Annotated in this window: 20 protein-coding genes; 11 read left to right on the plus strand and 9 right to left on the minus strand. The window is 73.0% G+C overall.

From position 1 onward, the window contains the following. Window positions 1-15: 15 nt before the first annotated feature. The 3 genes from Srubr_RS09905 to Srubr_RS09915 are packed head-to-tail and all read left to right on the plus strand — an operon-like array spanning window position 16 to window position 3,141. Complete coding sequence (locus Srubr_RS09905) at window positions 16-1,701, plus strand: AMP-binding protein (RefSeq protein WP_189997747.1); 1,686 nt, start codon at window positions 16-18, stop codon at window positions 1,699-1,701. Continuing rightward, window positions 1,698-2,930 carry a cytochrome P450 gene (locus tag Srubr_RS09910; RefSeq protein WP_189997748.1) on the plus strand — a complete coding sequence of 411 codons (1,233 nt, stop codon included), beginning with the start codon at window positions 1,698-1,700 and terminating at the stop codon, window positions 2,928-2,930. The genes Srubr_RS09905 and Srubr_RS09910 overlap by 4 nt, the downstream gene beginning before the upstream one ends. A gap of 16 nt (window positions 2,931-2,946) precedes the next feature. Next, the gene (locus Srubr_RS09915) at window positions 2,947-3,141 is read left to right on the plus strand and encodes a ferredoxin (RefSeq protein WP_189997749.1); all 195 of its coding nucleotides are present in this window, start codon (window positions 2,947-2,949) and stop codon (window positions 3,139-3,141) included. Window positions 3,142-3,223: 82 nt separating this feature from the next. On the opposite strand, the gene Srubr_RS09920 is transcribed toward Srubr_RS09915, so the two are convergent. Beyond that, on the minus strand, window positions 3,224-3,850 hold the full coding sequence (locus Srubr_RS09920; RefSeq protein ID WP_189997750.1) for a 2OG-Fe(II) oxygenase: 627 nt from the start codon (window positions 3,848-3,850) through the stop codon (window positions 3,224-3,226). Window positions 3,851-4,083: 233 nt separating this feature from the next. On the opposite strand from Srubr_RS09920, the gene Srubr_RS09925 reads away from it, so the two are divergent. The 6 genes from Srubr_RS09925 to Srubr_RS09950 are packed head-to-tail and all read left to right on the plus strand — an operon-like array spanning window position 4,084 to window position 11,864. After that, window positions 4,084-4,740, plus strand: coding sequence for a prolyl hydroxylase family protein (locus tag Srubr_RS09925; protein WP_189997751.1), 657 nt, complete (start codon window positions 4,084-4,086; stop codon window positions 4,738-4,740). A 31-nt stretch (window positions 4,741-4,771) separates the two neighbouring features. Continuing rightward, window positions 4,772-6,136: a B12-binding domain-containing radical SAM protein gene (locus Srubr_RS09930; RefSeq protein ID WP_189997752.1), complete on the plus strand. Its 1,365-nt coding sequence runs from the start codon at window positions 4,772-4,774 to the stop codon at window positions 6,134-6,136. Continuing rightward, on the plus strand, window positions 6,133-7,257 hold the full coding sequence (locus Srubr_RS09935) for an aminotransferase class I/II-fold pyridoxal phosphate-dependent enzyme (RefSeq protein ID WP_189997753.1): 1,125 nt from the start codon (window positions 6,133-6,135) through the stop codon (window positions 7,255-7,257). Before Srubr_RS09930 ends, Srubr_RS09935 begins: the two co-directional genes overlap by 4 nt. Beyond that, entirely contained in the window at window positions 7,254-7,988 is a 735-nt protein-coding gene (locus tag Srubr_RS09940) for a tyrosine-protein phosphatase (RefSeq protein WP_189997754.1), read from the plus strand. Before Srubr_RS09935 ends, Srubr_RS09940 begins: the two co-directional genes overlap by 4 nt. Window positions 7,989-7,998: 10 nt before the next feature. Beyond that, window positions 7,999-8,640, plus strand: a complete 642-nt coding sequence (locus Srubr_RS09945; RefSeq protein ID WP_189997755.1) for a prolyl hydroxylase family protein — start codon at window positions 7,999-8,001, stop codon at window positions 8,638-8,640. Next, the gene (locus Srubr_RS09950) at window positions 8,637-11,864 is read left to right on the plus strand and encodes an MFS transporter (protein WP_189997756.1); all 3,228 of its coding nucleotides are present in this window, start codon (window positions 8,637-8,639) and stop codon (window positions 11,862-11,864) included. Before Srubr_RS09945 ends, Srubr_RS09950 begins: the two co-directional genes overlap by 4 nt. 632 nt (window positions 11,865-12,496) lie before the next feature. Here Srubr_RS09950 and Srubr_RS09955 read toward each other — a convergent pair. Next, window positions 12,497-12,637 (minus strand): hypothetical protein, encoded by a 141-nt coding sequence (locus Srubr_RS09955; protein WP_189997757.1) that lies wholly within the window; start codon window positions 12,635-12,637, stop codon window positions 12,497-12,499. A gap of 233 nt (window positions 12,638-12,870) precedes the next feature. Between Srubr_RS09955 and Srubr_RS09960 the strand changes: the two genes are divergently transcribed. Together Srubr_RS09960 and Srubr_RS09965 are read left to right on the plus strand one after the other, a co-directional pair. Next, on the plus strand, window positions 12,871-13,680 hold the full coding sequence (locus Srubr_RS09960; RefSeq protein ID WP_189997758.1) for an alpha/beta fold hydrolase: 810 nt from the start codon (window positions 12,871-12,873) through the stop codon (window positions 13,678-13,680). After that, window positions 13,680-14,939 carry a SpoIIE family protein phosphatase gene (locus Srubr_RS09965; RefSeq protein WP_189997759.1) on the plus strand — a complete coding sequence of 420 codons (1,260 nt, stop codon included), beginning with the start codon at window positions 13,680-13,682 and terminating at the stop codon, window positions 14,937-14,939. Before Srubr_RS09960 ends, Srubr_RS09965 begins: the two co-directional genes overlap by 1 nt. A 180-nt stretch (window positions 14,940-15,119) precedes the next feature. Here the strand turns inward: Srubr_RS09965 and Srubr_RS09970 are convergent, their stop codons facing one another. The 7 genes from Srubr_RS09970 to Srubr_RS10000 form a co-directional block, all read right to left on the minus strand. After that, window positions 15,120-16,358 carry a glycosyltransferase gene (locus Srubr_RS09970; RefSeq protein WP_189997760.1) on the minus strand — a complete coding sequence of 413 codons (1,239 nt, stop codon included), beginning with the start codon at window positions 16,356-16,358 and terminating at the stop codon, window positions 15,120-15,122. Continuing rightward, entirely contained in the window at window positions 16,355-17,749 is a 1,395-nt protein-coding gene (locus tag Srubr_RS09975; RefSeq protein WP_203854959.1) for an MATE family efflux transporter, read from the minus strand. Before Srubr_RS09975 ends, Srubr_RS09970 begins: the two co-directional genes overlap by 4 nt. 1 nt (window position 17,750) lies before the next feature. Further along, window positions 17,751-21,341, minus strand: coding sequence for a type I polyketide synthase (locus tag Srubr_RS09980; protein ID WP_189997762.1), 3,591 nt, complete (start codon window positions 21,339-21,341; stop codon window positions 17,751-17,753). Then, window positions 21,338-22,192 carry an ACP S-malonyltransferase gene (locus Srubr_RS09985; protein WP_268257596.1) on the minus strand — a complete coding sequence of 285 codons (855 nt, stop codon included), beginning with the start codon at window positions 22,190-22,192 and terminating at the stop codon, window positions 21,338-21,340. Before Srubr_RS09985 ends, Srubr_RS09980 begins: the two co-directional genes overlap by 4 nt. 17 nt (window positions 22,193-22,209) lie before the next feature. Continuing rightward, on the minus strand, window positions 22,210-23,250 hold the full coding sequence (locus Srubr_RS09990; protein ID WP_189997764.1) for an ACP S-malonyltransferase: 1,041 nt from the start codon (window positions 23,248-23,250) through the stop codon (window positions 22,210-22,212). Window positions 23,251-23,273: 23 nt separating this feature from the next. Then, the gene (locus Srubr_RS09995; RefSeq protein ID WP_189997765.1) at window positions 23,274-24,299 is read right to left on the minus strand and encodes a hypothetical protein; all 1,026 of its coding nucleotides are present in this window, start codon (window positions 24,297-24,299) and stop codon (window positions 23,274-23,276) included. Between the two features lie 1,189 nt (window positions 24,300-25,488). After that, a complete protein-coding gene (locus tag Srubr_RS10000) occupies window positions 25,489-26,697 on the minus strand; it encodes a S8 family peptidase (protein ID WP_189997766.1) in 1,209 nt (402 codons plus the stop codon). Window positions 26,698-26,771 lie beyond the last annotated feature (74 nt).

The following is a 26,771-nucleotide window of genomic DNA, read 5'->3' on the forward strand; positions in this document are numbered from 1 at the left end:
GGAAGGTGACAGGGCATGAGTTCATTCCGTCCCGAGGATCCCGGCCTCCCGAGGATTCCGCCGGATCGCGCGCGGGAGTACCGCGACCGCGGGTGGTGGCGTCCCGAGCGGGTCGACCGGCTGGTGCTGCGGCACGTGGCCGAGGATCCCGAGAAGGAGGCCGTCCGCGGCCCCGGCGGCCGGCTGACCCGGCGCGAGCTGGCGGACGCGGTCGCCGGCGCCGCCGCCCGGCTGGCCGGCCTCGGGATCGCGCGCGGGGACCGTGTCCTGGTGCAGCTCCCCAACGACCTGGAGCTGGTCGTCCTGCCGCTGGCGCTGATGCGGCTGGGCGCCCACCCGGTGATGGCGGTGCCCACGCTGCGCCGCCGCGAGCTGCTGGCGGTCGTGGCGGCCACCCGGCCCACGGCCGTGGCCGTACCACGCCGCTGGCAGCGCTTCGACCATGTCGCGCTGGCGAGGGAACTGCGGGAGAGCTGCCCGAGCATCCGGCACATCCTGGTCGCCGACCGCGCGGCGGACGCCCCTCCCGAAGGCACCGAGGACTTGGTCGGGCTGTGCCGACCGGACCCCGAGGCGAGGCCCCTGCCCGATCTGGGGCCGCCGCTGGCCGACGAGCCCGCCGTCTTCCTGCTGTCCAGCGGGACCACCGGCCCGCCGAAGGCGATCGCGCGCGCCCACGAGGGCTACGGCTACATGATCCGCACGGCCGCCCGGTGGGCCGGGCTGTCGCCGGACACGGTGTACCTCGCCGTCATGTCGGGGGCGCACGGGTTCGTCCTCAACTGCCCCGGCATGTTCGGCGTCCTGGCCTTCGGCGGCCGGATCGTCCTGGGCTCGCCGGGAGATCCCGGGGCGGCGCTCGACCTCATCGACCGGGAGGGGGTGACGCACACGACGCTGGTGCCCGCGCTGATCACCCAGTGGCTGGGCGAGGCCGGGAAGCGGGGGCGCGGGCCGACGTCGCTGCGCGTGCTCCAGGCCGGCGGCGCCCGGCTGGACCCCGCCCCGGCGGCCGAGGCGCACAAGCTGCTCGGCTGTACGGTGCAGCAGTGCTACGGCATGAGCGAGGGGCTGCTGACCTACACCGCGCTGGACGACCCCGGTGACGTCATCGCCCACACCCAGGGGCGGCCCGCCTCACCCGGCGACGAGATCCGCATCGTGGCCGAGGACGGCACCGAAGTGGCACCCGGCGAGATGGGAGAAGTGCTGACCAGGGGCCCGTACACGGTCGCCGGGTACTACGCGGCGCCGGACGCCGACGCGCGCGCCTTCACCGACGACGGCTTCTACCGCACCGGCGACCTGGCACGCCTCCACCCGTCGGGCGGGCTGGTGGTGGAGGGCCGGATCGGCGACGTCATCAACCGCGGCGGGGAGAAGATCTCCGCCGGGGAGATCGAATCGCTGCTCGCCGAGCACCCCTTGCTGCGGGCGGTCGCGGCGGTCGCGATGCCGCACCCGGTGTGGGGGCAGACGGTCTGCGTCTTCGCCGTCCCCTCCGACCCGGAGAAGCAGCCGACGCTGCTCGGTCTGCGCCGCTTCCTCACCGAGCGCGGCATCGCCACGTACAAACTGCCCGAGGAGATAAGGGTGGTCGATGCCCTCCCGATGATCGGCGTCGGCAAGATCAACCGGGTCGCGCTCCGTGCGGCGGCAGCGGACCGGCAGGCCCGAGAGGAACGGGAACCCACCCCATGACCGAGACGTCCGGCCACGACATTCCGTCGTTCCCCATGGCCCGCGAGTGCCCCATGCACCCGCCCGCCGAGTATCGCGAGCTGCGCGGGCGGGAGCCGGTCAGCCGGGTCCGCATGCCCGACGGTCAGGTGGCCTGGCTGGTCCTCAAGCACGGTCTGGCCCGCAAGCTGCTCGCCGACCCGCGGGTCAGCGCCGACCGCCTGCACCCGGCGTTCCCGGGCCGGCTGACCGCCGAGCAGCGCGCGGCGCCCGAGCGCGTCCGCCGGCTCAGCACCCGGCGGTCCATGATCCACCTGGACGGGGACGAGCACGGGGCTCACCGCAAGATCCTGACCGGCGAGTTCTCGCTGCGCCGGATCGCCGCGCTACGCCCGCGTGTCCAGGAGATCGTCGACCGGAGCATCGACGAGATGCTGGCCGCGCCGCAGCCGGCCGACCTCGTCGAGCACGTGTCGCAGGCGGTGCCGTCGCTGGTGATCTGCGAGCTGCTGGGCGTGCCCCACGAGCAGCGCCGTGACTTCCACGAGTGGGCGGGCATGCTGGTCAGCCGGTCCGTCTCGATACGGGAGCGCGCCGCGGCCTCCGACGCGCTCAACGACTTCCTGGAAGACCTCGTCACCGAGAAGGAGCGGGGCGAGCCCACCGACGACCTGATCGGCCGGCTCATCGCGCGCAACCGGCGGACGCCGGTGATGACGCACGACGAGATCGTGGGCACCGCCGTCATGCTGCTGGTCGCCGGGCACCAGACCACCGCGAACATGATCTCGCTGGGTGTGGTGGCGCTGCTGGAGAACCCGGAGCACAAGGCACGGATCGCGGCCGACCCCTCGCTGCTGCCCCCGGCGATCGAGGAGATGCTGCGCTACTTCAGCGTCGTGGAGAACGCGCCCGCCCGGGTCGCCACCGAGGACATCGAGATCGGCGGCGTGACCATCCGACAGAACGAGGGCATCGTCGTGTCCGGGCTGGCCGCCGACTGGGACGACGAGGTCTTCGAGCACCCGGACCGGCTCGACTTCGAACGCGGCGCGCGCCACCACGTCGCCTTCGGGTACGGAGTCCACCAGTGCCTCGGGCAGAACCTGGCCCGGGTGGAGCTGGAGATCGTGTTCGAGACGCTGCTGCGCCGGGTTCCGGGCCTGTCGCTGGCCGTGCCCGCCGAGGAGCTGCCGTACAAGGACGACGCCGGGATCTACGGCATCTACCGGATGCCGGTGAACTGCTGAGGAGAGGGGCACGCCCGTGCACATCACCGCGGACAAGGGGCGGTGCGTCGGCGCCGCCCAGTGCGTCCTGGCGGCGCCCGCCGTCTTCGACCAGGACGAGCAGGGGCTGGTGGCGCCGGTGACGGTGGATCCGGCCGGGGCGGATTGGCCGGCCGTCCGTCAGGCGGTCCACCTGTGCCCGTCGTCGGCCATCCGGATCGACGAGGAGTGACCGGCGGAAGCCGCCGTCCGAGACGACTCGGGCGGCGGCTTCCGTCCTGTCCGGCCGTCGGTGTCAGGCCGAGGTGCGCCGGTCACTCGAAGAAGGCCATGGTGACCCACCGCCGCACCAGGCCCCGCCCCGCACTGACCGGCGCCATCTGGTGCCAGGACGAGGGCGACGGCGAGTAGAGCCAGGCGGTGCCTCCCGTCGGAAGCATGGTCGAGGCGGGACCGGCCGACCTGTCCGGGCCGGACCAGCACTCCTGTTCTCCGCCGCCGTCGGCCGGCCAGTGCTCGTTGGTGTGCAGTGCGAAGGCGAGCCTCTTGTGCTGTTTGCCAATGCTGAGGTCCTCGAAGTCGCCGTCGTAGTGGTGGTAGATCTCGGCCCGGCGGTGGAGCCCGGCGGTGTCCACCCCGGTCTCGCGGCGGAGCCAGTCGGTGAACCCGTCGGACAGCAGGTCGGTGACCAGTTCGCGCCAGGGCGCCGCCAGCGGGATCTCCTCGGGGGTGAGGCCGGTCTTGTTGTCGGAGACCGGCAGGACGGACGAACGGTAGCGGCGCCGTACCTCACCGGTCGAGGTGTCGATCCGCTGGAACAGACCCTCGTCCGGCGCGGTGGCACCGAGGTCGGCCAGGTGGCGCGCGGAGAGCAGACCGGCGCCGCGGAAGTGCCGGAAGGGGTGGTCCCACGTTTCGAGCCGGACGTCCAGGTTGATCAAGACTCGCACCTCTCGGCGGCCGGCGTGTGCGCCGGTTCGGGTATCAGGGCTGCCCCGCCAGTGTCACCGTGCCGCTTGCCGTGTGATGGCGCACCGGTTTGCGAAGACCTTGCCGATCCCCGGCAGCGGCCGGGCAGCGAACCGACGAGGGGTCGGCAGGGGCCCGTGGACAGGCTGTGGCCAGGTCAGGCCCGGGCCGTCCCGGGCCCACGCATCGACTCCAAGGAGACACCGTGGTGCTGACGCTCGACTCGGCGCTGGAGGAACGTACCCAGCCGTTCCAGCTCTTCCGCGGCCGTGACCTGCTCGACGACGGGCAACTGAAGGAGTTGCTCGCGACCATGCCGACCGCCGACATCGCGAAGATCGCGGTCGAGGACCCGAAGCACGAGAAGCAGTACCGGATGAACCTCGTGGACCTCATCGTCCTCGAAAAGGAGGCCCCGGTCTTCCCCCGCCTGCCCGCGGTCTGGCGCGACCTCGTGGAGGACCTGCGCGGCGCCGAGTTCACCACCTGGCTGGAGAAGTCGACCGGGATCGAACTGGCCGGCCTGCAGCGCAGCATCGGCCTCTACACCCACCGCAACGGCGACTACCTGTCGGTACACAAGGACAAGCCGACCAAGGCGATCACCGTGATCCTCTACCTGAACCGTGACTGGCCCGTCGAGGCGGGCGGGCAGTTCCAGATCTTCGCGTCCCCCAAGGAGGGTCCGACGGAGGAGATCAGCCCGGTCGGCGGCCAGCTGCTGGCCTTCCCGCCCACCGACACGTCGTGGCACGCGGTCTCGAAGATCGAGCACCCGGAGGGGACCGAGCGGATCACGGTCCAGATCGAGTACTGGCTGACCACCGGGCTCGCCGGCTCCGCGTACCGGCCGCAGAACTGACCGTCCCGCGCCCGGCACCGAAAGGACCCCCATGGGAAAGATTGTGGACGAACCCCGGAAGATCCTCGTGATCTGGCCGCCGCAGGTGCTCAGCTACTTCAACGCGGGGCACCACCTCGCGCTCTACCAGGTCACCGGTCACCTGCGCGCCGTCTACCCGGGCGCCCAGGTCACCGCGATCGACGCCAGTGTCGAGCGGCTGACGTGGAAGGACCTCGGCAGCAGGCTCTTCCAGGAGCGGTACGACGTGATCGCCGTGATGAACGAGTTCGACGGCATCGACGGGCTGCGCCGGCTCGTCTCCTACGCGCGGGCGCTGAACCCGGATGCCCCGATCGTCACGTTCGGCAGGCTGTCCGGGGTCAACCCCCGCTTCTTCGAGCGCTTCGACATCGACGCGATCGTGGAGAACGGCGACTTCGAGTCCGGCGTCGTCGCCGCGATCGAGGCCTTCCGGGACCGGGCGGCCGACGCGGCGGGGGTGCACCTGCGCCGCGACGGCTCCTGGGCCGCTCCCCAGCGCCGCGGCGACCTGCTCCCGGCAGAGGACTGGTACCTGCCGACACCCGACGAGATCCCGTACGGGCACTACGACGCCCTCTACTTCGACGACGCCAACAAGTTCTGCGGCATCCCGCGCCGCCGCGAACTGGTCGTACCGGCGGCTCGCGGGTGCCCGGTCGGCTGCTCCTACTGCGAGGTGCCACTGATCTACACGCGGAAGGAACGGCGGCTCACGGTCGAGCGGACGCTCCAGTACATCGAGGAGTCGTTCGCCGCGGCGCCGTTCGAGTACGTGGCGTTCTACGCGCCGACGTTCACGCTGGACAAGAAGTGGATGGAGGAGCTCTGCCGGGAACTGACCGGCCGCGGTTCCCCGTACCCGTGGAAGTGCGCGACGACGGTCCACCACCTCAGCGAGGGGATGATCCGGTCGATGGGGGCGGCCGGCTGCGTCCGGATCAGCGTCGGTCTGGAGACGCTCGACCCGCAGGAGGGCGCGTTGCTGCCCCGGGCGAAGCAGAAGTCCGCGGTGGACCTCGACCGGCTCTCGGCCTGGTGCAAGGAGTCGGGCATCGAGCTGAACTGCTTCGTCATCGTCGGGCTGCCCGGCACCACGATCGAGGGGGCCGAGCGGACCATCGAGGCCGTCCAGGAGCGCGGGGGCCGGGCCCGGCCGACCGTGTACGCCCCCTGGGAGCTCGCGGGCCCGGACCTCCTCGACCACGAGATGGCCGCGTTCAACCGGCAGTTGTTCGTGCCGGGCACCCACGCGCTGACCGACGAGGAGCTGGCCCGCGGCTACGACATCGTCTTCGGCAGCCAGCCGGACGTCACGCAGGTGTTCGAGAACATCCCCGCCCGCGCCGCCGGCCCGGCCCTGCGCCCGGCATGAGGGACGAGACGCTCGTGCCGGCGCGGGAAGGGGCGGGCTCCCCCTTCCTGCGGGAGAGCGCCGGCCGGTTCCGCAACCGGCGCGTCCGGGTCCCCGACGAGGTCAACCTAAAGAACTGCGGGCTGCTGGACAGCCGGGCGGCGGCGGTGCACCGGGCCACGCTGGCGGAGTTCGACCCGAACGACGTGCTGACCTACCCCATCCTCCAGCCGGTCTACGGCATGCTCGCCGACCGGTTCGGGGTGGACACCGACTCCCTCGTCCTGACCGCGGGCAGCGATCCCGGGCTGAACCTGCTGACCCGGGCGTTCCCGGAGGTGTCGCGGATCGTCCTGCACCAGCCGAACTTCGACGGCTGGGCGAAGTTCGCGGCGATCTCGGGCTGTGTCCTGGACCCCGTGGCCCCCGACCCGGAGACCGGGCTGTTCGACCTCCGTGACCTGGCGCGGCGGCTGCGCGCGGGTGCGCCGGCGTTCGTCGTCGTCACCACCCCGCACAGCTTCACCGGGCAGGTGCACGCAAGGGAGGAACTGGCCGAGCTGGCCGACGCGGTGGCGGAGCACGGCAGTCTGCTGGTCGTGGACACCGCCTACCTGGCGTTCACCGAGGGCGGCGAGGAGCTGGTGCGCGGGCTCGCCGGTCTGCGGCACGTCGTCCGCGTCAACACGTTCTCCAAGTCCTACGGGCTGTCGGGCGCCCGGATCGCGGTGACGGTCGCTCACCCGGCCACCGCCCGCCACCTGTTCGACCTGGACCCGGAGGGCTCGGTCTCCGCTCCGGCGGTCGCGCTGCTGCGGCGTTCACTGGAGGAGCAGGCCGTCTTCACCTCGATCTGGGCCGACGTGCGGCGGCTGCGGGAGCGGTTCGCGGCCGAGGTCGAGCGCGCGGTGCCCGGCTGGCACGCCCGGCCGAGCGGCGGGAACTTCGTCACCTGGGACGTCCCCGATCCGGCGGACGCCGGGGCCGCGAGCCGGCACCTCCTGGGGCGGGGGATCGTCGTACGGGACCTGTCCGGCGCGCCGGGGCTGCCGGCCGCCGTCCGTATCGCGGTCGCGAACGAGGCCGTCGTCCGCCGGGTCGTCGCCGCCCTGGGCGACCGGTACCGCGAAGGGGTGGCATGAACACCCGGAGGATCACGGTTCCGGGCCTGCCCAACGTGCGCGATCTGGGCGGGCTGCGCGGCCCCGGCGGGGGGTACCTGCGGCGGGGGCTCCTCCTCCGGGGGCCGGCGCCGTCCCCGGAGACGGCGCCGGCGCTCGGCGGCCTGGGCATCCGCACCGTCGTCGACCTGCGCCTGGAGGAGGAACGCCGGCAGTACCGGGGGCCCGAGTACACGGGCGCGACCGTGCTGTCCCGGCCCGTGGCCGGCGACATGAGCCGTATCCGGGGCAATGTGCGGCCCCGGCCCAGCGACTACCTCGCGAACTACCGTGACATGCTGACGAGGGCGGCGCCGGTCGCGGCGGAGATCGTGGACCTGCTCGCCGAAGGGGCGGAGGTCCCCGTCTACATCTGCTGCGCGATGGGCAAGGACCGCACCGGCGTCGTCAGCGCCCTGGTCCTGCGGGCGCTCGGGGTGCGGACGGCGGACGTCGCCCGGGACTACGCCCTGACCGCCCGCGCCTACCGCGCCCTGCGCAGCGCCGACGCCCGTCCGAGCTGGACCCGCGAGGACACCCTCGCGCAGCTGCGGCTGCGGACCTCCACGCCGGCGGCGACGATGCACTCCCTGATCGCGGGGATCGAAGCCGAACACGGCAGCGTCGCCCGGATGCTCACGCTCCACGGCCTCCGGGAGGAGACCCGGTTGCGCACGGTCATCGGCGCGTTCACCCATCCCGTTCACCTGTGAGGAAGAAGACGTGTCCCTAGTCGACATCGAGACCATCAGCCGGGCCGAGCTGGAACAGGACCCGTTCGGCCACGTGGTGATCCCTCGCTCGTTCGTCACGGACGCCGTCGCCGAGAAGCTGCGCGGCGAGTTCAGCGACGACGGCTTCGAGGAGTCCGAGCGCACCGACCTGAACCGGTCCGACAAGCAGTACCGGATGTTCAACCGCAACCTCGTGACCGCCGGCGCGGTCGACGAGGACCAGGTGCGCACGCTCCCCGCGAACTGGCAGCAGCTCGTCGCGGACGTCGTCTCCCGGCCCTACCGTGAGGCGCTGTCCGCGCTCACCGGCGTGGACCTGGAGCGGTGTCTGGTCGAGGCCCGTATGACCCGCTACGCGCGGGGCTGCTGGATCGAGCCGCACACCGACCGCCCGGACAAGGCGGTGACCCACCTCTTCTACTTCAACGACGGGTGGGACCCGCAGTGGAGAGGTGACCTGCGGCTGCTGCGCAGCGCCGACATGGCCGACTGCGCGAAGCGGGTGGCGCCGACCACCGGGACGTCCGTCGTGCTCGTCCGCTCGGACCGGTCCTGGCACGGCGTGCCGCCGGTCGCCGACACCTGCCCCGTGGACCGGCGGGCACTGCTCGTGCACTTCGTCCGCCCGTGATCCCGTTCCTGACCGGCCGGGGGCGGGAGACGCCCGGGAAGCGCACCTACCTCGTGGCGCTGACCGTCGACTGCGTGGGCAACGGCCTGTGGGCGCCGGTCGCGCTGATCTTCTTCACCCGGGGCCAGCATCTCCCCCTGGCGCACGTCGGTGCCGCGCTGACGGTCGGCGGGCTCCTCGGCCTGCTTGCGGGGCCGGTGAACGGCCTGCTGGTGGACCGGTGGGGCCCGGCGAACGGGGCGGCCCTGAGCTACGCCGTGCGCACCGGGGTGTTCGCGCTGTTCCCCTTGGTCTCCGCCACGTGGCAGGTCGGCGCGCTCGCCGTCGTCGCGGCTGCCGCGGACCGGCTGTTCTGGACGTCCAGCACCCCTCTGCTGGCCCGGCTGGTCCCGGCCGGGGAGCTGATGGGCGTGCTGAGCACGGCGAGCGTGCTGAAGGTCAGCGGGTGGGCGGCGGGCGGTGCGATCGGCGCGACCGCCGGGGGCCTGCTGATCCACAGCGGTACGGGACTGCACCTGGTCGCGTACGCCAACGGCCTCACCTACGCGGCGGCCATGGGCCTGGTGCTCACGGTGCGCCGGCACCTCCGGCCCTCCCCCGTGGCCGAGCCCCCGGCCGACGGGCGGGCGTGGCGGTGGCGCGACCTGCGCGACGCCCCCGGCTTCCTGCGGCTGTGCCTGCTGACGCTGTTGCTGGCGTTCGTCTCCGACTGCCTGACGACGATGCTCCCGGTGGTCGCCGTCGTGGTGCTGAGGCAGCCGTCCTGGGTGCCGGGGGTGGTGACCGGCGTCGCCTGCGTGGCGATGGCCGTGGCCCGGCGGCCCGCGGTCGCCTACGCGCGGCGTGTCTCCGCCCCGAAGGCGCTGCGCCTGGCGGCGTGCTTCTTCACCCTGTCGGTCCTCGTCATGGCGCCGTCCGGCTGGGCGGGTCCGGTGACCACCGCGGTCGTCCTGGCCGCGGCGCTGATCGGCGCGCTCGGCGACGCGCTGTTCGCGCCGGTCGTCACGACGACGGCGAACGCCGCCGCGCCGCCCGGTCTGGAGGGCCGCTACAACGCGACTTTCCAGACGTCCTTCGGGATCGCGGGCGCCGTGGCCCCGGCGGCCGGGACGGCGCTGCTGGCCCACGGGAACACCGTGCTGTGGCTCGGCCTGGCCGCCGTCTGCGCGGGGACGGCCCTGTCGGTCGGGTTCCTCATGCGGCCCACCCGGCCGGTGGCGGCGCCCGCAGCCGCGCCGCTGCGGCGGATCGTCGTCGGCGGGATCTCCGGCGCGGGCAAGACGACGCTGGCCGCCGCCCTGGCCGGGGCGCTGGACATCAGGCACATCGAGATGGACGCGCTCTACCACGGTCCCGGCTGGACCCACCGGGCGGAGTTCGCGAACGACGTCGAGCGCGCCACGCGGGCACCGGCGTGGATCTGCGACGCCCAGTACCACTGGGTCGTCGGCGACCTGCTCGGCGAGCGCGCCGACACGTTCGTCTGGCTCGACCTGCCCCGCCGGACCGTCATGCGCCGCGTGCTGTGGCGCTCGGTGGTCCGGGCCGCCACGGGCCGGGAGCTGTGGCACGGCAACCGGGAGACCTGGCGGTCGATGCTGCGCAACCCGCGCCACCCGCTGCGCTGGGCCTGGTCCCAGCACGCCACCCGGCGGGCCGAGACGGCCGCCTTCCTCCGCCTGCACCCCGGCCTCGCCGTCGTCCACCTGACCGATGCGGGGCAGGCGCGGCAGTGGCTGCGCTCGATTCCGCACCGGACCCTTCCGCCCGACCCCTCATCACTCAGCTCAGGAGGTACCCCCATGCAGGACCGTTGGCGAGAACCCGCTCCCCCTGGTGAGCCGCTGCTGGAGATCCACGGCGGGAACCGGCTCTCCGGGGCCGTCCGCACCTCCGGGTTCAAGCACTCCCTGGTCACCACCGTGGCCGCCGCGGCCACCGCGAGCGCGCCGGTGCGCATCGAGAACTGCCCGGACATCGTCGAGACCGCGGTGCTGGGCGAGATCTTCCGCGCCGCGGGCGCGCACGCGCACTACGACGGGGCGGCCGAGACGTTCACCGTCGACGCCTCCGCCTGGGACCGCGCGGAGCTGCCGGCCGATCTCGTCGGCCGCATCCACGGTTCGCTCTACCTGCTGCCCGCCCTCGTCTCCCGCAACGGCGTGGCCCGGCTGTCCGCGAGCGGCGGCTGCCCGATCGGCGAAGGCCCGCGCGGGAGGCCCGTCGAACACCTGCTGGACGTGATGGGGCGGTTCGGCGTCACCACCCGGCTCACGGCGGACGGCTCCGCGGACCTCACGGCGCAGCGGCTCACCCCCTGCACCATCGACATGCTCGACTACACGCGCAACAAGGCGCTCATGAGCGGGCCCTGCTACAGCGGTGCGGTCAAGACCGCGCTGCTGATGGGCGCGGTCACGCACGGGACGACCACGCTGCGGCACCCGTACCTCAAGCCCGACGTGACCGACATGGTCACCGTGCTGCGCGACCTGGGCGCCGACATCGAGTTCGCCGGGCCCGAGACGTGGGTGATCCACGGGCGCGGCCCCGAGTCGCTGGACCGGCCCGCCGACGTGACACTGATCCCCGACCTGATCGAGGTGGTCACCTGGATCTGCGCCGGTGTCCTGCTGGCGGACGAGCCGCTGCGGATCACCGGGCCGGGCATCGACCGCGCGGTCCACGCGCTCGCGCCCGAGTTCGACCTGCTGGACCGCATGGGGGTGCGGGTCGACGTCGGCGCCGACGAGGTGACCGCGCACCCGCTGACGAAGCCGTTGCGGCCCGTGGAGTTCACCGCCATGTCACGCGGCGTGTTCAGCGACAACCAGCCCTTCCTGGCCCTGCTGGGGGCGTACGCCGAAGGCCCCACCTACATCAGGGAGGCCGTCTGGGAGCACCGTTTCGGCTTCGCCCCGGAGCTGGAGGCGCTCGGCATGCGGACGGCGGTCGACGACACGGTCCTGCGCGTCGACGGCCCCTGCCCGCCGCACCGGCCCGGCACCGACCTCCACGCCACCGACCTGCGCGCCGCCGCGGTCCTGCTGCTCGCCGCGCTCGCGGTACCGGGCCGGACCACGCTGCGCAACCACCACCACCTGGCCCGCGGCTACCGCGACCTGGTCGAGGACCTGGTGAAGCTGGGCGCCGACATCCGGCACACGACGGCGCCCGACGTCGGGCCGAAGCCCACGGCGGGGGCCGGTGTGGACCCGGCCTGACGTCCTGAGCCGCGACCGCGGCGGGGCTCTGCCGGAGCACGGAGGCTCTGGGCGCGCTCGCCACCACCGCCCGTCCGGGCGGGCGCGTCCCAGCCTCATGAGTCCAGGAACCGCTTCCCCACGCACTCGCCGGGCGCCGGGGCCGGGGGGACGTACGCGAGCACCGACGCACGGTGTTCCGTGTACGGGTGCGGGCCGCCCCTCGTCGTGAAGCGTTCCTGGACCCGGGTCAACAGGGTGGGGTCACGCATGCAGGCGAGGGAGGGGAGGCCCTGGTCGGCGGCTCCGTTGTCGTACGCGCAGCCCCGGCGGAGCATGCGCGCGCCGCCGTCGTAGCGGGGGCCGGCGGCGCGGGCATGGGCGTGCGGGGGTCGTGTTGACCCACGACGCCGACCGGTACGCCAGCCGCCCGCCCATTGCTGCCGAGCGTGCTCACCTGGCCCTGTTCCCCACCCACATTGTCGACCCGGCGGCCGCGCGGGCCTCGACGGCCGCGGCCTGGGCGGTCAGCCCGTAGTGGGTCAGGGCGTTGCGGGTACGGTGCGCGACGCACACCCGGGCGGCGGGCCGGCTGCCGGCCGATAAGCCGCCTGGCCGGTGCCCGCGATCTCCATGACGGCCGGCAGCCGGGATCACCTCGCGCGGCCCCACGCCCACCCGCGCCAGCCGGACACCTCCTCCATGAAGCACAGGAGGCAGAGAACGGCGGCCGCGACGATGTGGGTCGTCAGCGGGTCCAGCGACAGGTTGCCCCAGCCCCGCCGTGCGGTCACCGGACACGGACCGACACCACCGCGTGATCGTGGAGGAGGGGCGCGGCGGCAAGCGAGCGCGCCCGGGCCGAGGGCGGGTTCATCATCGCGGTGTTCCGGCACCACGAGTCCGCAGCCGCCGGGTGACACACGGCGGACCGCGTCCAGCGCCGCAGCCCCTTATCGCCGGAGGGGGGCGTCACCGTGCGTCGCTCGCCGGTTCCCGGCATCCCGGATCTGCGAGGATGAGGCGTATGGACGTGCGCAGCAGGAACCAGGTGCGGGTGTCCGGGCGGCCGGGCGGGCCTGTCGTGATGCTGGCGCACGGGTTCGGATGCGACCAGAACCTGTGGCGTCTGGTGGTACCGACGCTGGAGCGTGAGTTCAGGGTGGTGCTCTTCGACCATGTGGGAGCAGGCCGCTCGGACCTGTCGGCGTGGAGCGAGGACCGCTACTCCGGCATGGACGGCTACGTGGACGACGTGCTGGAGATCTGCCGGGAGCTGGACCTCGGTCCGGTGACGTTCGTGGGCCACTCGGTCAGCGCGATGATGGGCGTGCTGGCCGCGGCGCGACACCCGGAGTACTTCGCCGGGCTGGTGCTGCTCGCCCCCTCCCCCTGCTTCATCGACGATCCCGCGGCCGGGTACCGCGGCGGGTTCAGCGCCGAGGACATCGAGGAACTGCTGCAGTCCTTGGACGCGAACTATCTGGGCTGGTCGGGATCGATGGCACCGGTCATCATGGGCAACCCCGAGCGCCCGGAACTGGGGCAGGAGCTGACCAACAGCTTCTGCGCCACCGACCCGGAGATCGCCCGGGTCTTCGCCCGGGTGACGTTCCTGTCCGACAACCGCACCGACCTGGCGCAGGTGGCGGTGCCCACCCTCGTTGCCCAGTGCTCCAGCGACGCCATCGCCCCGCCAGAGGTCGGCGCCTTCGTCCAGGCCCGGATCAAGGGAAGCCGGCTCATCACCCTGAACGCCACTGGGCACTGTCCCCAGCTCAGCGCCCCCGAGGAGACGGCCCAGGCCATCGCCGCGTTCGCGAGGACACTGCGATGATGTGCCGGAACGACGGCGACCAGGGCTGCGGCCCGGATCCCGGGCAGCCCCCGGACGACGACCGGACTTTCGCCGCTCTGCTGGAAGACAGTGTCGAGGACCTGTACGAGAACGCCCCGTGCGGATATCTCTCCACCCTGCTGGACGGGCAGATCGCCAAGGTCAACACCACTCTGCTGAACTGGCTGGGCTACACCCGCGCGGAGCTGGTCGGCCGGAGGAAGTTCGGTGATCTCCTCACCACCGGTGGGCGGCTCTATCACGAGACGCACTTCGCGCCGCTCCTGCGCATGCAGGGCGAGATCAGCGGCATCGCACTGGAGCTGAGGGCGGCCGATGGCAGCCGGATGCCGGTCCTCGTGACCTCCACCGTCAAGACCGGCAGCGACGGGCAGCCGCTGCTGATCCGTACCACCGTCTTCGACGCCCGTGACCGCCGCGCCTACGAGCAGGAGCTGCTGCGCGCCCGCCAGGAGGCCGAGCGCGAACGCGAACGCCTCCGGCAACTGGCCACCACCCTGCAGAAGACGCTGCTGCCGCCGGCGGTGGAGAACGTGCCCGGCCTGGACGTGGCCGCGTACTACCACATCGCCTCGACCGACGAGGTCGGCGGCGACTTCTACGACCTCTTCCCCCTCGCAGCCGGTACCTGGGGAGTGTTCCTCGGAGACGTGTGCGGCAAGGGCGCCGAGGCGGCGGCCGTCACCTCCCTGGCCCGCTACACCCTGCGCGCCGCCGCCGTCTACGACCCCGACCCCGCCGCGGTCCTCGGCAACCTCAACACCGTCCTCAACCACGAGTACAACGGAACCGACCCCCGGTTCTGCACCGTCGTCTTCGGCCTGCTGACCCCCGACGGCGACCAAGACGGCTTCCGTATCACCCTCTCCAGCGGCGGCCACCCCCCGGCGCTGCTGCTCCGCGCGGACGGCACCGCCGACTACCTGCCCACCCCCGGCGGCCAGCTCATCGGCGTCCTGCCCGACGCCGACATCGCCACCATCACCTTCCGCCTCGGTCCCGGGGACACCCTCCTGCTGCACACCGACGGTCTCACCGAGGCCCACACCGCCATCCGCGGCGAACGCTACGGCGATGAAGCCCTTCTCGACTTCGTCCGGGCCTTGGCCCCCACCACCGCCCAGGGCACCATCACAGCCGTCCGCGACCTCCTCGGCACGCTCGGCACCGGAGTGGACGACGACACCGCCGTCCTGGCCGTCCACGTGCCCCGCGCCGACCGGGCAGAGGAACAGTGAGCGAGATGGACACCCGCACGCGGAGCGCCCCCCTCCGGCCCCCGTCATCGAGGTGACCGGAGGAGACCTCGATCACCACAGCGCACCCGGGATCCGCCGCCTCCTGCCCGGGCTCGACATCGGTGTTCACACCACCACCCAGGCGGCCGAAGCGGCTTGGAAGCCACCGGCAGCCGTTCGTCAGGGCGTGTGGCGCCCGGCCGGGGCGGCGGCGCCGCCGGCCGGACCGCCGGTCGCCCGCAGGGCCGCCTGCCGTACCCGGGCCGCCGCGTGTCCGGGCAGGTAACGGCCGGTGTGCAGGCGGGCCGCCGCGGTGACCGTGGCGGTCCGCGCGGCCCGGTCGGTGAGCAGATCGGCGCAGTGCCGTGCCAGGCCCTCGGCCGTGTCGGCGATCGCCAGGTGCTCACCGGCGACCACGTCGAGTCCCTCGGCGCCGATCGTGGTGCTGACCACCGGCACACCGTGTGCGAAGGCTTCCAGGATCTTGATGCGGGTGCCGCTGCCCACGCGCAGCGGCACCATCACCAGGTCGGCGTCCCGCAGGTGAGGTGTCATGTCGGGGACCGCGCCGGTGACCTCGACGTGCGGGCCGGCCAGCGCGGCGACCTCCGGTGTGGAGGCGCCCGCCAGTACGACCCTCGCGTGCGGGATCCGCTCGCGGACCAGCGGGAGGATGTCCGCGGTCAGCCAGCGGGCGGCGTCCGTGTTGGGCGCCCAGTCGAAGGAGCCCTGGAACAGGATGGTCGCACCGCCGTCGGGGCGCGGCGGCACCGGCGGGTGAGCGGGCGGAGCGGGGTAGGTGTTCGGGACCACGGCTGTCCGGTCCCCGCGGCCGAGCCGGGCCGCGTCGGCGGCGCAGGCGGCCACGACCACGTCGGCCTGCCGTGCCACCCGCCGGTGGACGCGGCGCCACCAGCCGATGGAACGGCGTGCCTGCACCCGCTGCCACGGGGTCAGCGGCACGCCCCACACGCCCTGGCCGAGCAGTGTCCAGCGGCGGATCAGCACGTCCTCGAAGTCGTCCACGTCGACGACGGTCCGGCCGGTGAACCGGCCGCGCAGCGGCAGCCAGGTGCGTTCCCGGTTGAACCAGACGAGGTCGTAGCGGGTGCCGGTCGACCAGTCGGGCAGCCTGGGGGCGAGGGTGCGCCGCTGGTGAGCGGCGTAGGCGGCCGACGGCCCGCGTGCCGTGATCTCCAGCAGGGCGCGGATACCCGTGTACGGCGGGACACCGGCCACGCCGGTGCGGGCGAAGCGGGTGGTCTCCCGCGGCGGTGGGGCGGTACCGGGCGGTGCGAGGAACAGCGCGTCCACCGGGCCCAGTTCGGCGAGGGCGGCGGTGACGGCGTCCATCCGCCGCACCGCGCCGCCGGCGGGACGGCGGGGCAGGATGTCGCTGACGAAGAGGGTGCGGATCACCGGTCGCCCCAGTTGTCCGAGGTCGCCATCGGGCCTTCCTTGGTGTCGTGGTCGCGGTCGTGGCCGCCTTCGGGTGGGCTCCCCGTGCGCCGGGCGGCGGCCAGGAGGGTGTACACCAGTCCCGCGGCCCAGCCGATCACCGTCGCCCACATGACTCCGTCGACGCCCCGGGCGTGGCCCAGCCCGTACGACAGCGGCAGCCGGACCACGCCCAGCGACAGCACCGTGCAGACCAGCGGTACCACGGTGCGGGCGATGCCGTTGAACCAGCCGTGCAGTACGACCGTCAGCGTGTAGCACAGGAAGAACGGCGCCGTGATGAGGATGTACCGCTCGGTGATCAGCCGGGTCTCGTCACTGCCGGAGAACAGCGCGGCGACCGGCCCGCGTTCGGTGAGCAGCAGCAGGGACACCACGGCGGTGAGCGCGACGCCCAGCCATACGCTGTGGCGGACGCCGTCGCGGACGCGCGCGGCCTGTCCGGCACCGGTGTTCTGCGCGGTGAACACCATCAGCGCGCCGGACAGGTTGAGGAACAGCGCGCTGGTCAGCAGCTCCAGGCGGGAGACGACGGTCAGCGCGGCGAGCGCCTCGTCCCCGAACGGCGTGATGATCCACACCAGGGCCAGGACACCGACACCGATCAGCAGGTACTGCACGGCCATCGGGGCGCCGATCCGCAGGCCGCGTCGTATCTCGGCGCGGACTGTGGCGGCCGTGACCGCGGACGTCCCGGCCGGGCGCCGGCGCTGTTCACTCACCAAACGGGTCAGGCCGGCCGCCGCGGCCAGCGCGTTGGCGGCCGGTACGGCCAGCGCGGCGCCCGCGATGCCGAGCCGGCCCGGACCGACGAACAGCCAGGCGAACACCGCGTTCAGCACGCTCGCGGCGATCATCAGTCCGGTGGCCCGGCGGGCGTCGCCGCGGCCGGTCAGGACCGCGCAGACCGCGCCGAGCGCGTACACGGCGATCATGCCCGAGCACAGCGTCACCAGGAAGGTCCGGGCCTCGGCGGCGACCTCGGCGGTCACGCCCGTCAGCGCCAGCAGCGGCCCGGTGATCAGTACCGCGGCCACGGCGCAGACCACCGCCCACACGACGGTGCACACCGCGAGGGCCCGCAGCGCGCTGGGGTCGTCGCGCCGGCCGGCGCCGGCGAGGTGCCCGAGCCGTACCGAGAAGGCGTTGGAGACCCCCGTGAACAGCGAGGTCAGCATCGCGTACAGCGGTTGTGCCGCACCCATCGCGGCCAGCCCGTCGACGCCCAGGTAACGGCCGACGACCGCGCTGTCGACCAGCAGGTAGCCCTGCTGGAGCAGGTTGGCCAGGGCCAGCGGGGCCGCGACGCCGACGACGCCGGACAGGACCGGGCCCCGCGTCAGGTCCGGCACGTCACTCACCGGGCATGGTCAGCAGCTCGTCGAGCCACGCGTCGTCGTCCCCGCCGTCGTCGTCGCCCCGTACGTCCGCGTCGTACTTGGTCTCGATGAGCCGGGCGACGGCGACCACGGTGCGCTCGCTCATCAGGTCGACGGCGTCGAACTGGCGGCCGATGCAGGAGGAGATGCTGTTGCCGATGGTCAGCGCCATGATCGAGTCGGCGCCCAGGTCCCGGAAGTCGGCGTGCACGTCGATCTCCGGATGGCCGAGGGCGTGCGCCAGGCAGCGGCCCACCATCCGTTCGATGTCGGTGTACTCGCCGTCCGGCTGCCCGGTGAGCCGTACCTCGGTGGACTCCACGGCCTCGCGCACGCGTGCCAGGTTCCGCTTGGTCCGCTCGGCGAGCGCCGCCAGCCCCGTCGCGATCTTGTCCTCGATGTCCGCGGACAGGGCCACGTCGTACGTCGGAAGGACGCTCATCAGGTCGCTGTCGTAGTTGATCTCGCCGGCGAAGAGTACCGGCCGGCCGCCGCACAGCGCCGCGTCGATCAGGCCCAGACCGTCGCGTGTGCGCAGCGAGCGGAACGCCAGGTCCTCGTTGACGCCGGCGGCGACCGCCATGCCGACCTCCCGCCAGGCCACCCACTCGACGCTGACCACGCGGTGCTCGGGTGTGTCCAGGGCGCGGGCCAGATGGTCCAGGTAGTAGTTCGCGGCCGCGTAGTCCGCCTGCCCGAGGGCCGGGAAGACCGCGGCCACCGAGGACATGTGCAGGATGAAGTCGGGACGGTCGTTGCGGGTCAGGTGGTGCAGCAGGAACGCGCCGCGCAGCTTGGGCCGCAGGACGGCCGTGAACCCGGCCGCCTCCCGGTAGGCGATGAGGCTGTCGCCGGGCACTCCGGCGGCGTGCACGATCCCGTCGACACGGCCGTGCGCGGCGCGGACGGTGTCCAGCACGGCCGCCAGCGCGGTCTCGTCGGCGACGTCGGCGGCCACCGGGTGCACGGTGGCGCCGAGCGCGGTGATCTCACGGACCGCGGTGACACGCGCCGCGGCGGGATGCTGCGGGTCGGCGGCGACCGCGTCCCACTCGCTCTCGGGCGGCAACGCGGTGCGTCCGAGCAGGTACAGGTGCGCGCCGGGAGCGCCGGCCGCGAAGTGACGGGCCGTCTCCAGACCGATGGCGCCGAGTCCGCCGGTGATCAGGTAGGCGCCGCCGGGCCGCAGATACGTGTCGCGGACCGCCTCGACCCCCGGCAGCTCCGCGAACGACTCGCGGTACTTGTCCGTGCCGCGCAGCGCGTACACGCCGGCCTGCGGGGCGAGGATCTCCTCCCGCAGCAGCTCGGCGGGCACCGCGTCGTCGGCGTCGACCAGCCGGACGGTCACGTACGGGTACTCGCGGGCGATCGCCTTGGCCAGCCCGGCGAGCGCCGCGTGTTCCGTGACGACGTCCGCCTCGCCCGGTACGACCGCCAGCGCCCGGCGGGTGAGCACCACCAAGTCGACCGTCGCGCCGGCGTGCATGAGCGCCTTGGCCAGCCGGAACAGGCCGGTCAGGTGCTCGTCGACGCGGCGGTCCAGCTCGGCCGGATCGGCAGCCGGTGCGCCGCCGGGGGCCGGGGCGTACACCAGGTGGGTGTACCCCTCGCCGACGAGTTCCTCGGCGAGCCCGTCCGGTTCGGTGCCGGGGGCGCCCGGCGTGCGCAGCACCGCGTCCGGCGGCAGGACGGCGGCCACGGCGTCGGCCGCCTCCGGATCCGCCAGCGCCAGCACGCGGGGCGACGCGTCCGTGCACCGCGCGGGCGGCGCCGGTGTGAACTCCACCGCGTGGGTGAGCGGGTGGGCCACGCGCGGCGCGGCCAGCGCGAACCGGTCCTGCCAGTCGTCGGGGAAGTCGACCCAGGCGCGGGTCTCGTCGAACTCGTACGGCGGCAGGTGCACGGTGCGCGGGCTCGTTCCCCGGTACTGCGCGAGCAGGTCCGCTTCACCTCCGCCGGCCCAGTGCCGGGCGGCGTCGGTGCGGGCGGCGTCCGGCACCTCACCGGTCTCGGTGGCCGCCAGCGCCGCCCGCAGGGCGGGCAGGTCGGCGACCGTGCAGGCGAGCCGGTGGCGGTGGTGGGCGCGGGAGACGTTCGCCGTCCAGCACACGTCCCGGACGGTGCCCTCGATCCGGCCCGCGTCGATCGCCTCGCGGTAGCGGGTGACCAGCCGGCCGAGGGACGCCGGGCTCTGTGCGCTCAGCGTGAAGAGGTAGGGCGGCCGGTCCTCGCCGGGTTCCGGCGGCACGGCGGTGAACTCCTCCAGCACGACGTGGGCGTTGGTCCCGCCGAGGCCGAAGGCGCTGACTCCGGCACGCCGGGGGCCGTCACCGTCCGGCCACGCGCAAGCCTCCAGGGGCACGTACACCGGACCTTCCGCCAGGTCGATGGCCTCGTTGGGCCGCACGTAGTTGGCCAGTGGAGGGATCGTGCGGTGCCGCAACGCGAGGGCGGTCTTGATCACGCCCATGACGCCCGAGCCCTCGAAGAGGTGGCCTATGTTCGCCTTCACGGTGCCGACGGCGCAGAACCGCCGGTCGTCGGTCCGGGCGGCGAACGCCCGCCGCAGTCCCTCGAACTCGATCGGGTCGCCGACCTTGGTGGCGGTGCCGTGCACCTCCAGGTAGCCGATCGTGCGGGGGTCCACGCCGGCGGCGCGCCACGCGGCGTCCAGCAGGTCGGCCTGGGCCCCGGCGTCCGGCGCGGTCATCATCTCCGAGTGGCCGTCGTGGTTGACCGCGCTGCCCTTGACGACCGCGTACACCTGGTCGCCGTCGGCCAGTGCGCGGTCCAGCCGCTTGAGCACGACCGCCCCGGAGCCCTCGCCGAATCCGGTGCCGTCGGCGCTCTCGTCGAAGGTGCGGGTCACGCCGTCCGAGGACTCGATGCCGATGCGGGTGTGCGGGTGCTGGACGGGCGCCATCACCACGCGGGTGCCGGCCACCACGGCCATCTCGCAGTCGCCCAGCAGCAGCGCGGCCCTGGCCTGGTGCAGCGCCAGCAGCGAGGCCGAGCAGGCGCTGTCGATCACCATGCTGGGCCCGCGCAGGTCCAGCAGGTAGGACAGCCGGTTGGCCAGCATGGTGACGATGTTGCCGGTGATACCGAGCTGGCCCAGCGCGGGGTCGATGCGGCAGAAGTAGTCCAGGTAGGACCCGCCGGGGTTGCCGGCGTAGCCGATGTACACGCCGGTGCGGCTGCCGGCCAGTCGCCGGCCGGTGTATCCGGCGTCCTCCAGCGCGCGGTACATGGTGCGCAGGACCAGCCGCTGGTGCGGGTCGGTGACCGCGGCCTGCTTCGGGGTCATGCCGAAGAAGGCGTGGTCGAACAGGTCGACCCGGTCCAGGAAGCTGCCGTCGTGGAACGCGACGCGTTCCTCGGCGTCCGGCACCAGAGCCGATGCGCGGTGGTAGCGCAGGAACTCCTCGACGTCCCGGCGTCGCCGCGCCGGGAAGGACCGGGTGAGGCTGCGGCCGGTGCGGACGACGTCCCAGAAGGCGTGCTGGTCCGGCGCGTCCGGTACTTCGACGGACAGTCCGACGATGGCGATGTCCGTGGTCATACGCGTTCCTCCGTGGGCTGTGCCGCGATCCGTGCGATGAAGGCGGTGAGAGTGGTGCCGTCGGCCTCGTCGAAGTGGTCCACGCCGGCGGCGCGCAGGGCGCGGACGGTGCGTACCCACTCCACCGGGCGGGAGATCTGCCTGCTGAGCAGCTGGACGGCCTGGCCGGGATCGAACTCGGCGCCGGTGACGCTCGACATCACGGGCGTGTGCCCAGCGCGGAACTCGTACGCGCGCAGGACGTCCGCGAACGCCCGGCCGGCCGGTGCCATCGCCGGCGTGTGGAACGGGCCGCTCACGTGCACCGGCAGCACCCGGACGCCCGGGCCGCGCAGGGCCTTGGCCGCGAGCGCCAGTTGCCGCCGGTCGCCGGCCACCGTGACCTGCCGGTCGCTGTTGCGGTTGGCGACGTGCACCAGGTTGAACCCGGCGGTGCGCAGTGTCGCCTCGACCTGTGCCGAGTCCTGCCCGACCACCGCGACCATGGCGCCGCCGGTGACGCCGGCCATCAGCTCGGCGCGGCGCCGGACCAGGGCGAGGCCGTCCATGAGACCGATGGCTCCGGCGGCCACCAGCGCGTTGAACTCGCCCAGGCTGTGCCCGGCGAAGTAGTCGTAGCGCCGGCCGGCCCGTTCCAGGTCCAGCCAGGACAGCGCGTTGACGAGGAAGACGGCCGGCTGGGCGTAGCGGGTGTCGGCGAGCCGGCCCTCGGGGTCGTCGCGGCACAGCTCCGCGACGGAGTATCCGAGCAGCTCGGACGCGGCCGCGGTCTCTCGCGGGTACCGCTCGAACAGTGCTTCCCCCATACCTCTGCGCTGTGCGCCTTGGCCGGGGAAGACCAGACAGTGCATGCGTGGACGCTCCTCAATCAGGCCGCTGGTGCGGGGATGCTGCGGTAGCGCAGCCCGTTGTGGCTGCCGCGCAGGCTCTCCCGGGTGAACACCCGGGCCGAAGGGCCCGGGCCGAAGTCGACGATCCGGTCGGGCCGGCAGCCGTCGATCGCCGCGTGGACCGTTCCGGGCCAGTCCACTGGCCGGCACACCGCGTGGGCGAGGATGTCCGGCAGCAGGTCGCCGCGGTGCTGGAGGTTGACCGGCGCGTCGGCGACGTAGACCGGCAGGGCCAGCCGGTCTCCGGTCAGCGTGGACGTCATCAGGTGCCGGTCCTCCAGCGCCGCACGCACCGCGGCGTTCAGCAGCGGGGTGTGGAACGGCGCGGTGCTGCGCAGATAGGCCCAGCGCACCCCGGTGTCGGCGAACCGCCGTGCGTGCCGTGACCGGAAGCCGGCGAGGTCGGCCGGTTCTCCGGCCAGCACGTGCGAGCGGCCGGAGTTGGCGAGCGCGACGTGCACCGGGGAGTGAGCCGCGAGGTCGCGCAGTTCCTCGGCCTTCAGGCCCGTCACCGCTGCCATCGGGGTGGCCTCGCCGCTCCGCGGCGGCGCCTGCTGGTGACAGCGGATCAGGGTGAGCGCTGTCATGGTGATCATGTCGTGGCAGAGTTCCGTGTACTGTCGGCGGCTGGTGATCCGCAGCCCGGCGACCACCGCGCCGATCAGGCCCAGACTGTGGCCGATGGCGGCCACCGGCGCGGGTCGGTCGCCGTCACGGCCGCCGATCGCGGGCTGGAGCAGGCACAGTTGGTAGAGGTGGGCGCACAGCCCGTCGACGATGGAGTGGTCCAGCGCGGCGTCGTCGGGCGACGCGCCGCGGAGCCAGGCGGTCAGCGGGAAGCCGCCGGGCAGTTCCCCGCGGTAGGCGTCCGCACCGACGTGGTCGAGCACGCCGGCCACCGCCTCGACAGCGGTGGTGAAGTACCGGGCGTTCTCGGGGCGCGCGTACAGCGCCCGTAACGCGGCGAGCGGCGGTCCTTGCATCCCCGCCATGCCGCTGAACAGGTAGAGGTCTCGCATGTGCCTTTCCCCGTGAGGAGGTGCTACCGGCCGCTGGAAGGCGTCGGCAGGAGCTGCGGGAGGGCGTCCGCCTCGGCGACCAGGCGCCGGGCCGCCCGCTGTTCGAGCTGCCGCAGGCCCTTGAGCCCGCGCCGGATCCGGTCCGCCGGCAGCGCGGGCAGCCCGGACTGGAAGGCGGTGACCCGGTCCGACAGCACGGTGGCCAGCTGCGCGATGCGGGCGTAGGCGGACCGGACCTGCTCCCCGTGCGTGGTGTGGGCCAGGAAACGGTGGAACAGGGTGCGTGAACCGGCCAGCAGGGCCATGCTGTTGACACCGGGCGCGCGGTACGCGGCGGTCACCGAGGCGCGCTCCACGACGAGGTTGTCGCCGACGACGTCGTAGAGTTCGAAGCCGTCGCGGAACCGGCCGAGGAAGGCGCGGTAGGCGGCCTCGAACCCCTCGTGGTCCGGTCCGGAGGTCTTCCGTACGGTGGCGCAGCCGGTGAACCAGCGGTCGGGCTCGCGGGCGTAGCCGGCGCGCAGGACGTCCCAGCTCACGGTCAGCGGGGCGTACTCATGGTCGTCGGAAACGTTGTCGACCAGAAGGACGTCGGTGCCGCTCACTCCGCACAGCAGGAACGAGTGCAGCAGGTGGTACTCCTCGGGGAGGGTGCCGGCCCGGCGCATGAACTCCACCCAGTACGGGAAGTGGTGCCGGGGCGCGTAGAAGAAGACCGGCTGTCCGGCGGCGAGGAACCCGGTCACACCGGACTCGAAACGGGCGAGGTCGACGGCCCCGGCCGAGAGCATCTCGAAGCCGAGCAGGCGCAGGTCGTCGTCGGTCACGTACGGGGTGTCGAAGGCCCAGCGGTCCTCGCCCCGCAGGTAGCAGTGGCGGTGGATGGCGGAGGTGGAGCCCAGCGCTCCGTACATCAGCAGATCGGACCAGCGGGTGCGGCCGCCGACGTAGGCGAGCAGTTGGGTCTTGCGGCAGTGCAGGTGGTTGTTCGGATCCCGGGTGCGGATCAGATCCAGGCCCGATAACTTGATCATCTGGTCGACGGACAAGAGCGTAAACCTCCGTTCGGCGGAGCCTCTGTCGCGGAGGCTCGGACCGGGGAGAGCCGCACACCTCTTGAGGGGTGCCGCATTCCGACGGGTACGGGCCGTCCGCGCCGGGACGGCGACGCCGGGGCGGGTGTCAACGGATTCACCGAGGTCACGCACATCGATGTGCGGACTGTTCACGCGGCACACACCATGGATTTCCCGCCATTGGGCGATCAGGCGAGGCGCGCGGCGGCAAGGGTGGATGGGTCACGTGGGACCCGTCGATGGCTTCTTCGTCAGCGACACAGGCAACCGCTCAGGTGTTCGCCTGGTGCGCCTCATGATGTCAGCGTCGTGGGCACCGGTCAATAAAAGTCATACGATTTGCCGTCCGTTGGGACTCCGCTCCACCTCTGCTCCACCGCCTCAATGACGGAATGTCAGATTCCGTACCCGCGACTCCAGTTGACCGAGGTATCTGTCGGCACGAAGGTCTGCCGATTGACTCCGCGTCGGCTTCCCCGCCGCGCAGCAGCCGCTTGAGGGCGCTGGTGCGTCGCTCGGCCAGGATGCGATCGGCCACTTCCCGTTCGGTGAGGAACCGAAGCTACGGCCTGCTGTCGCTGCGCCGGCCGGCCTTGGTGAGCAGGGCCTGGGTGTCGTCGGCCGCGCACCGTTCGGTGGCCGGGCGACGTCGTCGGGGTCGTCGAAATCCCCGCGGACGGCGACGGCCAAGTCGACTGTCTCCCGCAGCAGGTCCTGGATGCGCTGCCGGTGGGTGCACTGCGGGCACAGGCCGGCCGCGCCCGGCAGACCGCACTCCGCACAGGGCGCGGACCGGCGCGCCTGCGCAACGGCCTCCCGCTGTGCACGGCCGCGGGCCGCCACCGCCCGCCGCGCCTGGACCGCGGCGGCCTCCCGTGCGGGACACGCCTCCGCCCGCCCCGCTTCGCGGAGTGCGCCCTCGCGCAGCTGCCGTTCGTGGACCGGGCGTCGCCGGGCTGTACTGGCGCCGGCAAGCTGCTCGTCCACCAGGGCCCGCAGCCGGGCGCGAGACTCATGCCGCAGCCGTCGCCGTCGGCCCTGCCCGGTCCGTCCGCGACAGCGCCTTCCCCGCTGTCGATCCGCGCCTCGCCACGCCGTGCCTCGGAGGCGGGACGGCCTCCGAGGCACGGCGCTCACGACGGCCGGACCGCGGGCGAAGGGGTCACGGTACGAGCTTCAGCAGGCGGTTGGGCGAGCCCGAGCCGGCGCCGGTGACCTTGCCTGCCGTCGCCCCGTTCACCAGGGCCGTGGCGACCTGGGCCGGTGTGGCGGAGGCGTGGCCGGCCAGGTAGACCGCCGCTGCTCCGGCGACGTGCGGGGTCGCCATGGAGGTGCCGGAGATCGTGTTGGTCGCGGTGTCGCCGGTGTTCCAGCCGGCCGTGACGGAGGATCCCGGGGCGAAGACGTCCAGCACGGAGCCGTAGTTGGAGTAGCTCGCCCGGGCGTCGGTGCTGGTCGTCGCGCCGACGGTGATGGCCTCGGCGACCCGGGCCGGGGAGTACGAGGAGGCGTTGGCGTTGCTGTTGCCGGCGGCCACCGCGTACGTCACGCCGCTCGCGATGGAGGTGCGCACGGCCGCGTCCAGCGTGGCGGAGGCACCGCCGCCGAGGGACAGGTTGGCGACGGAGGGACCGGAGTGGTTCCGGGTCACCCAGTCGATGCCGGCGATGACTCCGGCGGTGGTCCCGGAGCCGTTGTTGTCCAGTACCCGCACGGCGACGATCTTCGCTTTCTTGGCCACGCCGTAGGTGGAGCCGGCGATGGTGGTGGCCACATGGGTTCCGTGGCCGTTGCCGTCCGCGGCGTTGGTGTCACCGTCGACGGCGTCGTAACCGTAGGAGGCGCGGCCGCTGATCTGCTGGTGCGTGATGCGTACGCCGGTGTCGATGACGTAGGCGGTCACACCGCTGCCGGCGCTGTCCGGGTAGGCGTAGGTGCCGGACAGGGGCAGGGAGGTCTGGTCGATGCGGTCGAGGCCCCACGGCGCGTTGGACTGCGTGGTGTCGGTGACGCCGACCCGCTGGTTCTGCTCGACGGCGGCCACCGCCGGGTCGGCGGCCAGGCGCTCGGCCTCCGCCGTGGAGAGGGTGGCGGCGTAGCCGTTCAGCGCGCTACCGAACGTCCTGGTCACGCTGCCGCCGTACCGCTTGACCAGTTTCTTGCCCCTGATCGAGGAGGCCTTGAATCCGGCGTCCTTCCGGAGCGTCACGATGTAACTGTCCCGGACCGCCGTGGGCGAGCCGGCACCGATCACCTTGCCCACGGCGGGAGCGGCCTGGGCGGGGACGGCGGCGAGACCGCCGGCCAAGGCGGTCGACGCGATCGCGGCCATCGCGGCGAACCGTATTCTCTTGCTCCGCAGTTGTGCCATCACGAGGGATTCCTCCTCTTGGCGGCGCGCACGGGTGGGGCGCGCGTCTGTGGGGGCGGGCGCGCGTGATCGCG

It is taken from the genome of Streptomyces rubradiris, assembly GCF_016860525.1.
Classification (GTDB): Bacteria; Actinomycetota; Actinomycetes; order Streptomycetales; family Streptomycetaceae; genus Streptomyces; species Streptomyces rubradiris.

Excerpts from the sequence above, each read along its gene's own strand:
- Srubr_RS09905 (WP_189997747.1), top strand. The coding sequence starts at position 16 with ATGAGTTCATTCCGTCCCGAGGATCCCGGCCTCCCGAGGATTCCGCCG.
- Srubr_RS09910 (WP_189997748.1), top strand. The coding sequence starts at position 1,698 with ATGACCGAGACGTCCGGCCACGACATTCCGTCGTTCCCCATGGCCCGC.
- Srubr_RS09930 (WP_189997752.1), top strand. The coding sequence starts at position 4,772 with ATGGGAAAGATTGTGGACGAACCCCGGAAGATCCTCGTGATCTGGCCG.
- Srubr_RS09935 (WP_189997753.1), top strand. The coding sequence starts at position 6,133 with ATGAGGGACGAGACGCTCGTGCCGGCGCGGGAAGGGGCGGGCTCCCCC.
- Srubr_RS09940 (WP_189997754.1), top strand. The coding sequence starts at position 7,254 with ATGAACACCCGGAGGATCACGGTTCCGGGCCTGCCCAACGTGCGCGAT.
- Srubr_RS09960 (WP_189997758.1), top strand. The coding sequence starts at position 12,871 with ATGGACGTGCGCAGCAGGAACCAGGTGCGGGTGTCCGGGCGGCCGGGC.
- Srubr_RS09965 (WP_189997759.1), top strand. The coding sequence starts at position 13,680 with ATGTGCCGGAACGACGGCGACCAGGGCTGCGGCCCGGATCCCGGGCAG.
- Srubr_RS09980 (WP_189997762.1), bottom strand. The coding sequence starts at position 21,341 with ATGACCACGGACATCGCCATCGTCGGACTGTCCGTCGAAGTACCGGAC.
- Srubr_RS09985 (WP_268257596.1), bottom strand. The coding sequence starts at position 22,192 with ATGCACTGTCTGGTCTTCCCCGGCCAAGGCGCACAGCGCAGAGGTATG.
- Srubr_RS09990 (WP_189997764.1), bottom strand. The coding sequence starts at position 23,250 with ATGCGAGACCTCTACCTGTTCAGCGGCATGGCGGGGATGCAAGGACCG.
- Srubr_RS10000 (WP_189997766.1), bottom strand. The coding sequence starts at position 26,697 with ATGGCACAACTGCGGAGCAAGAGAATACGGTTCGCCGCGATGGCCGCG.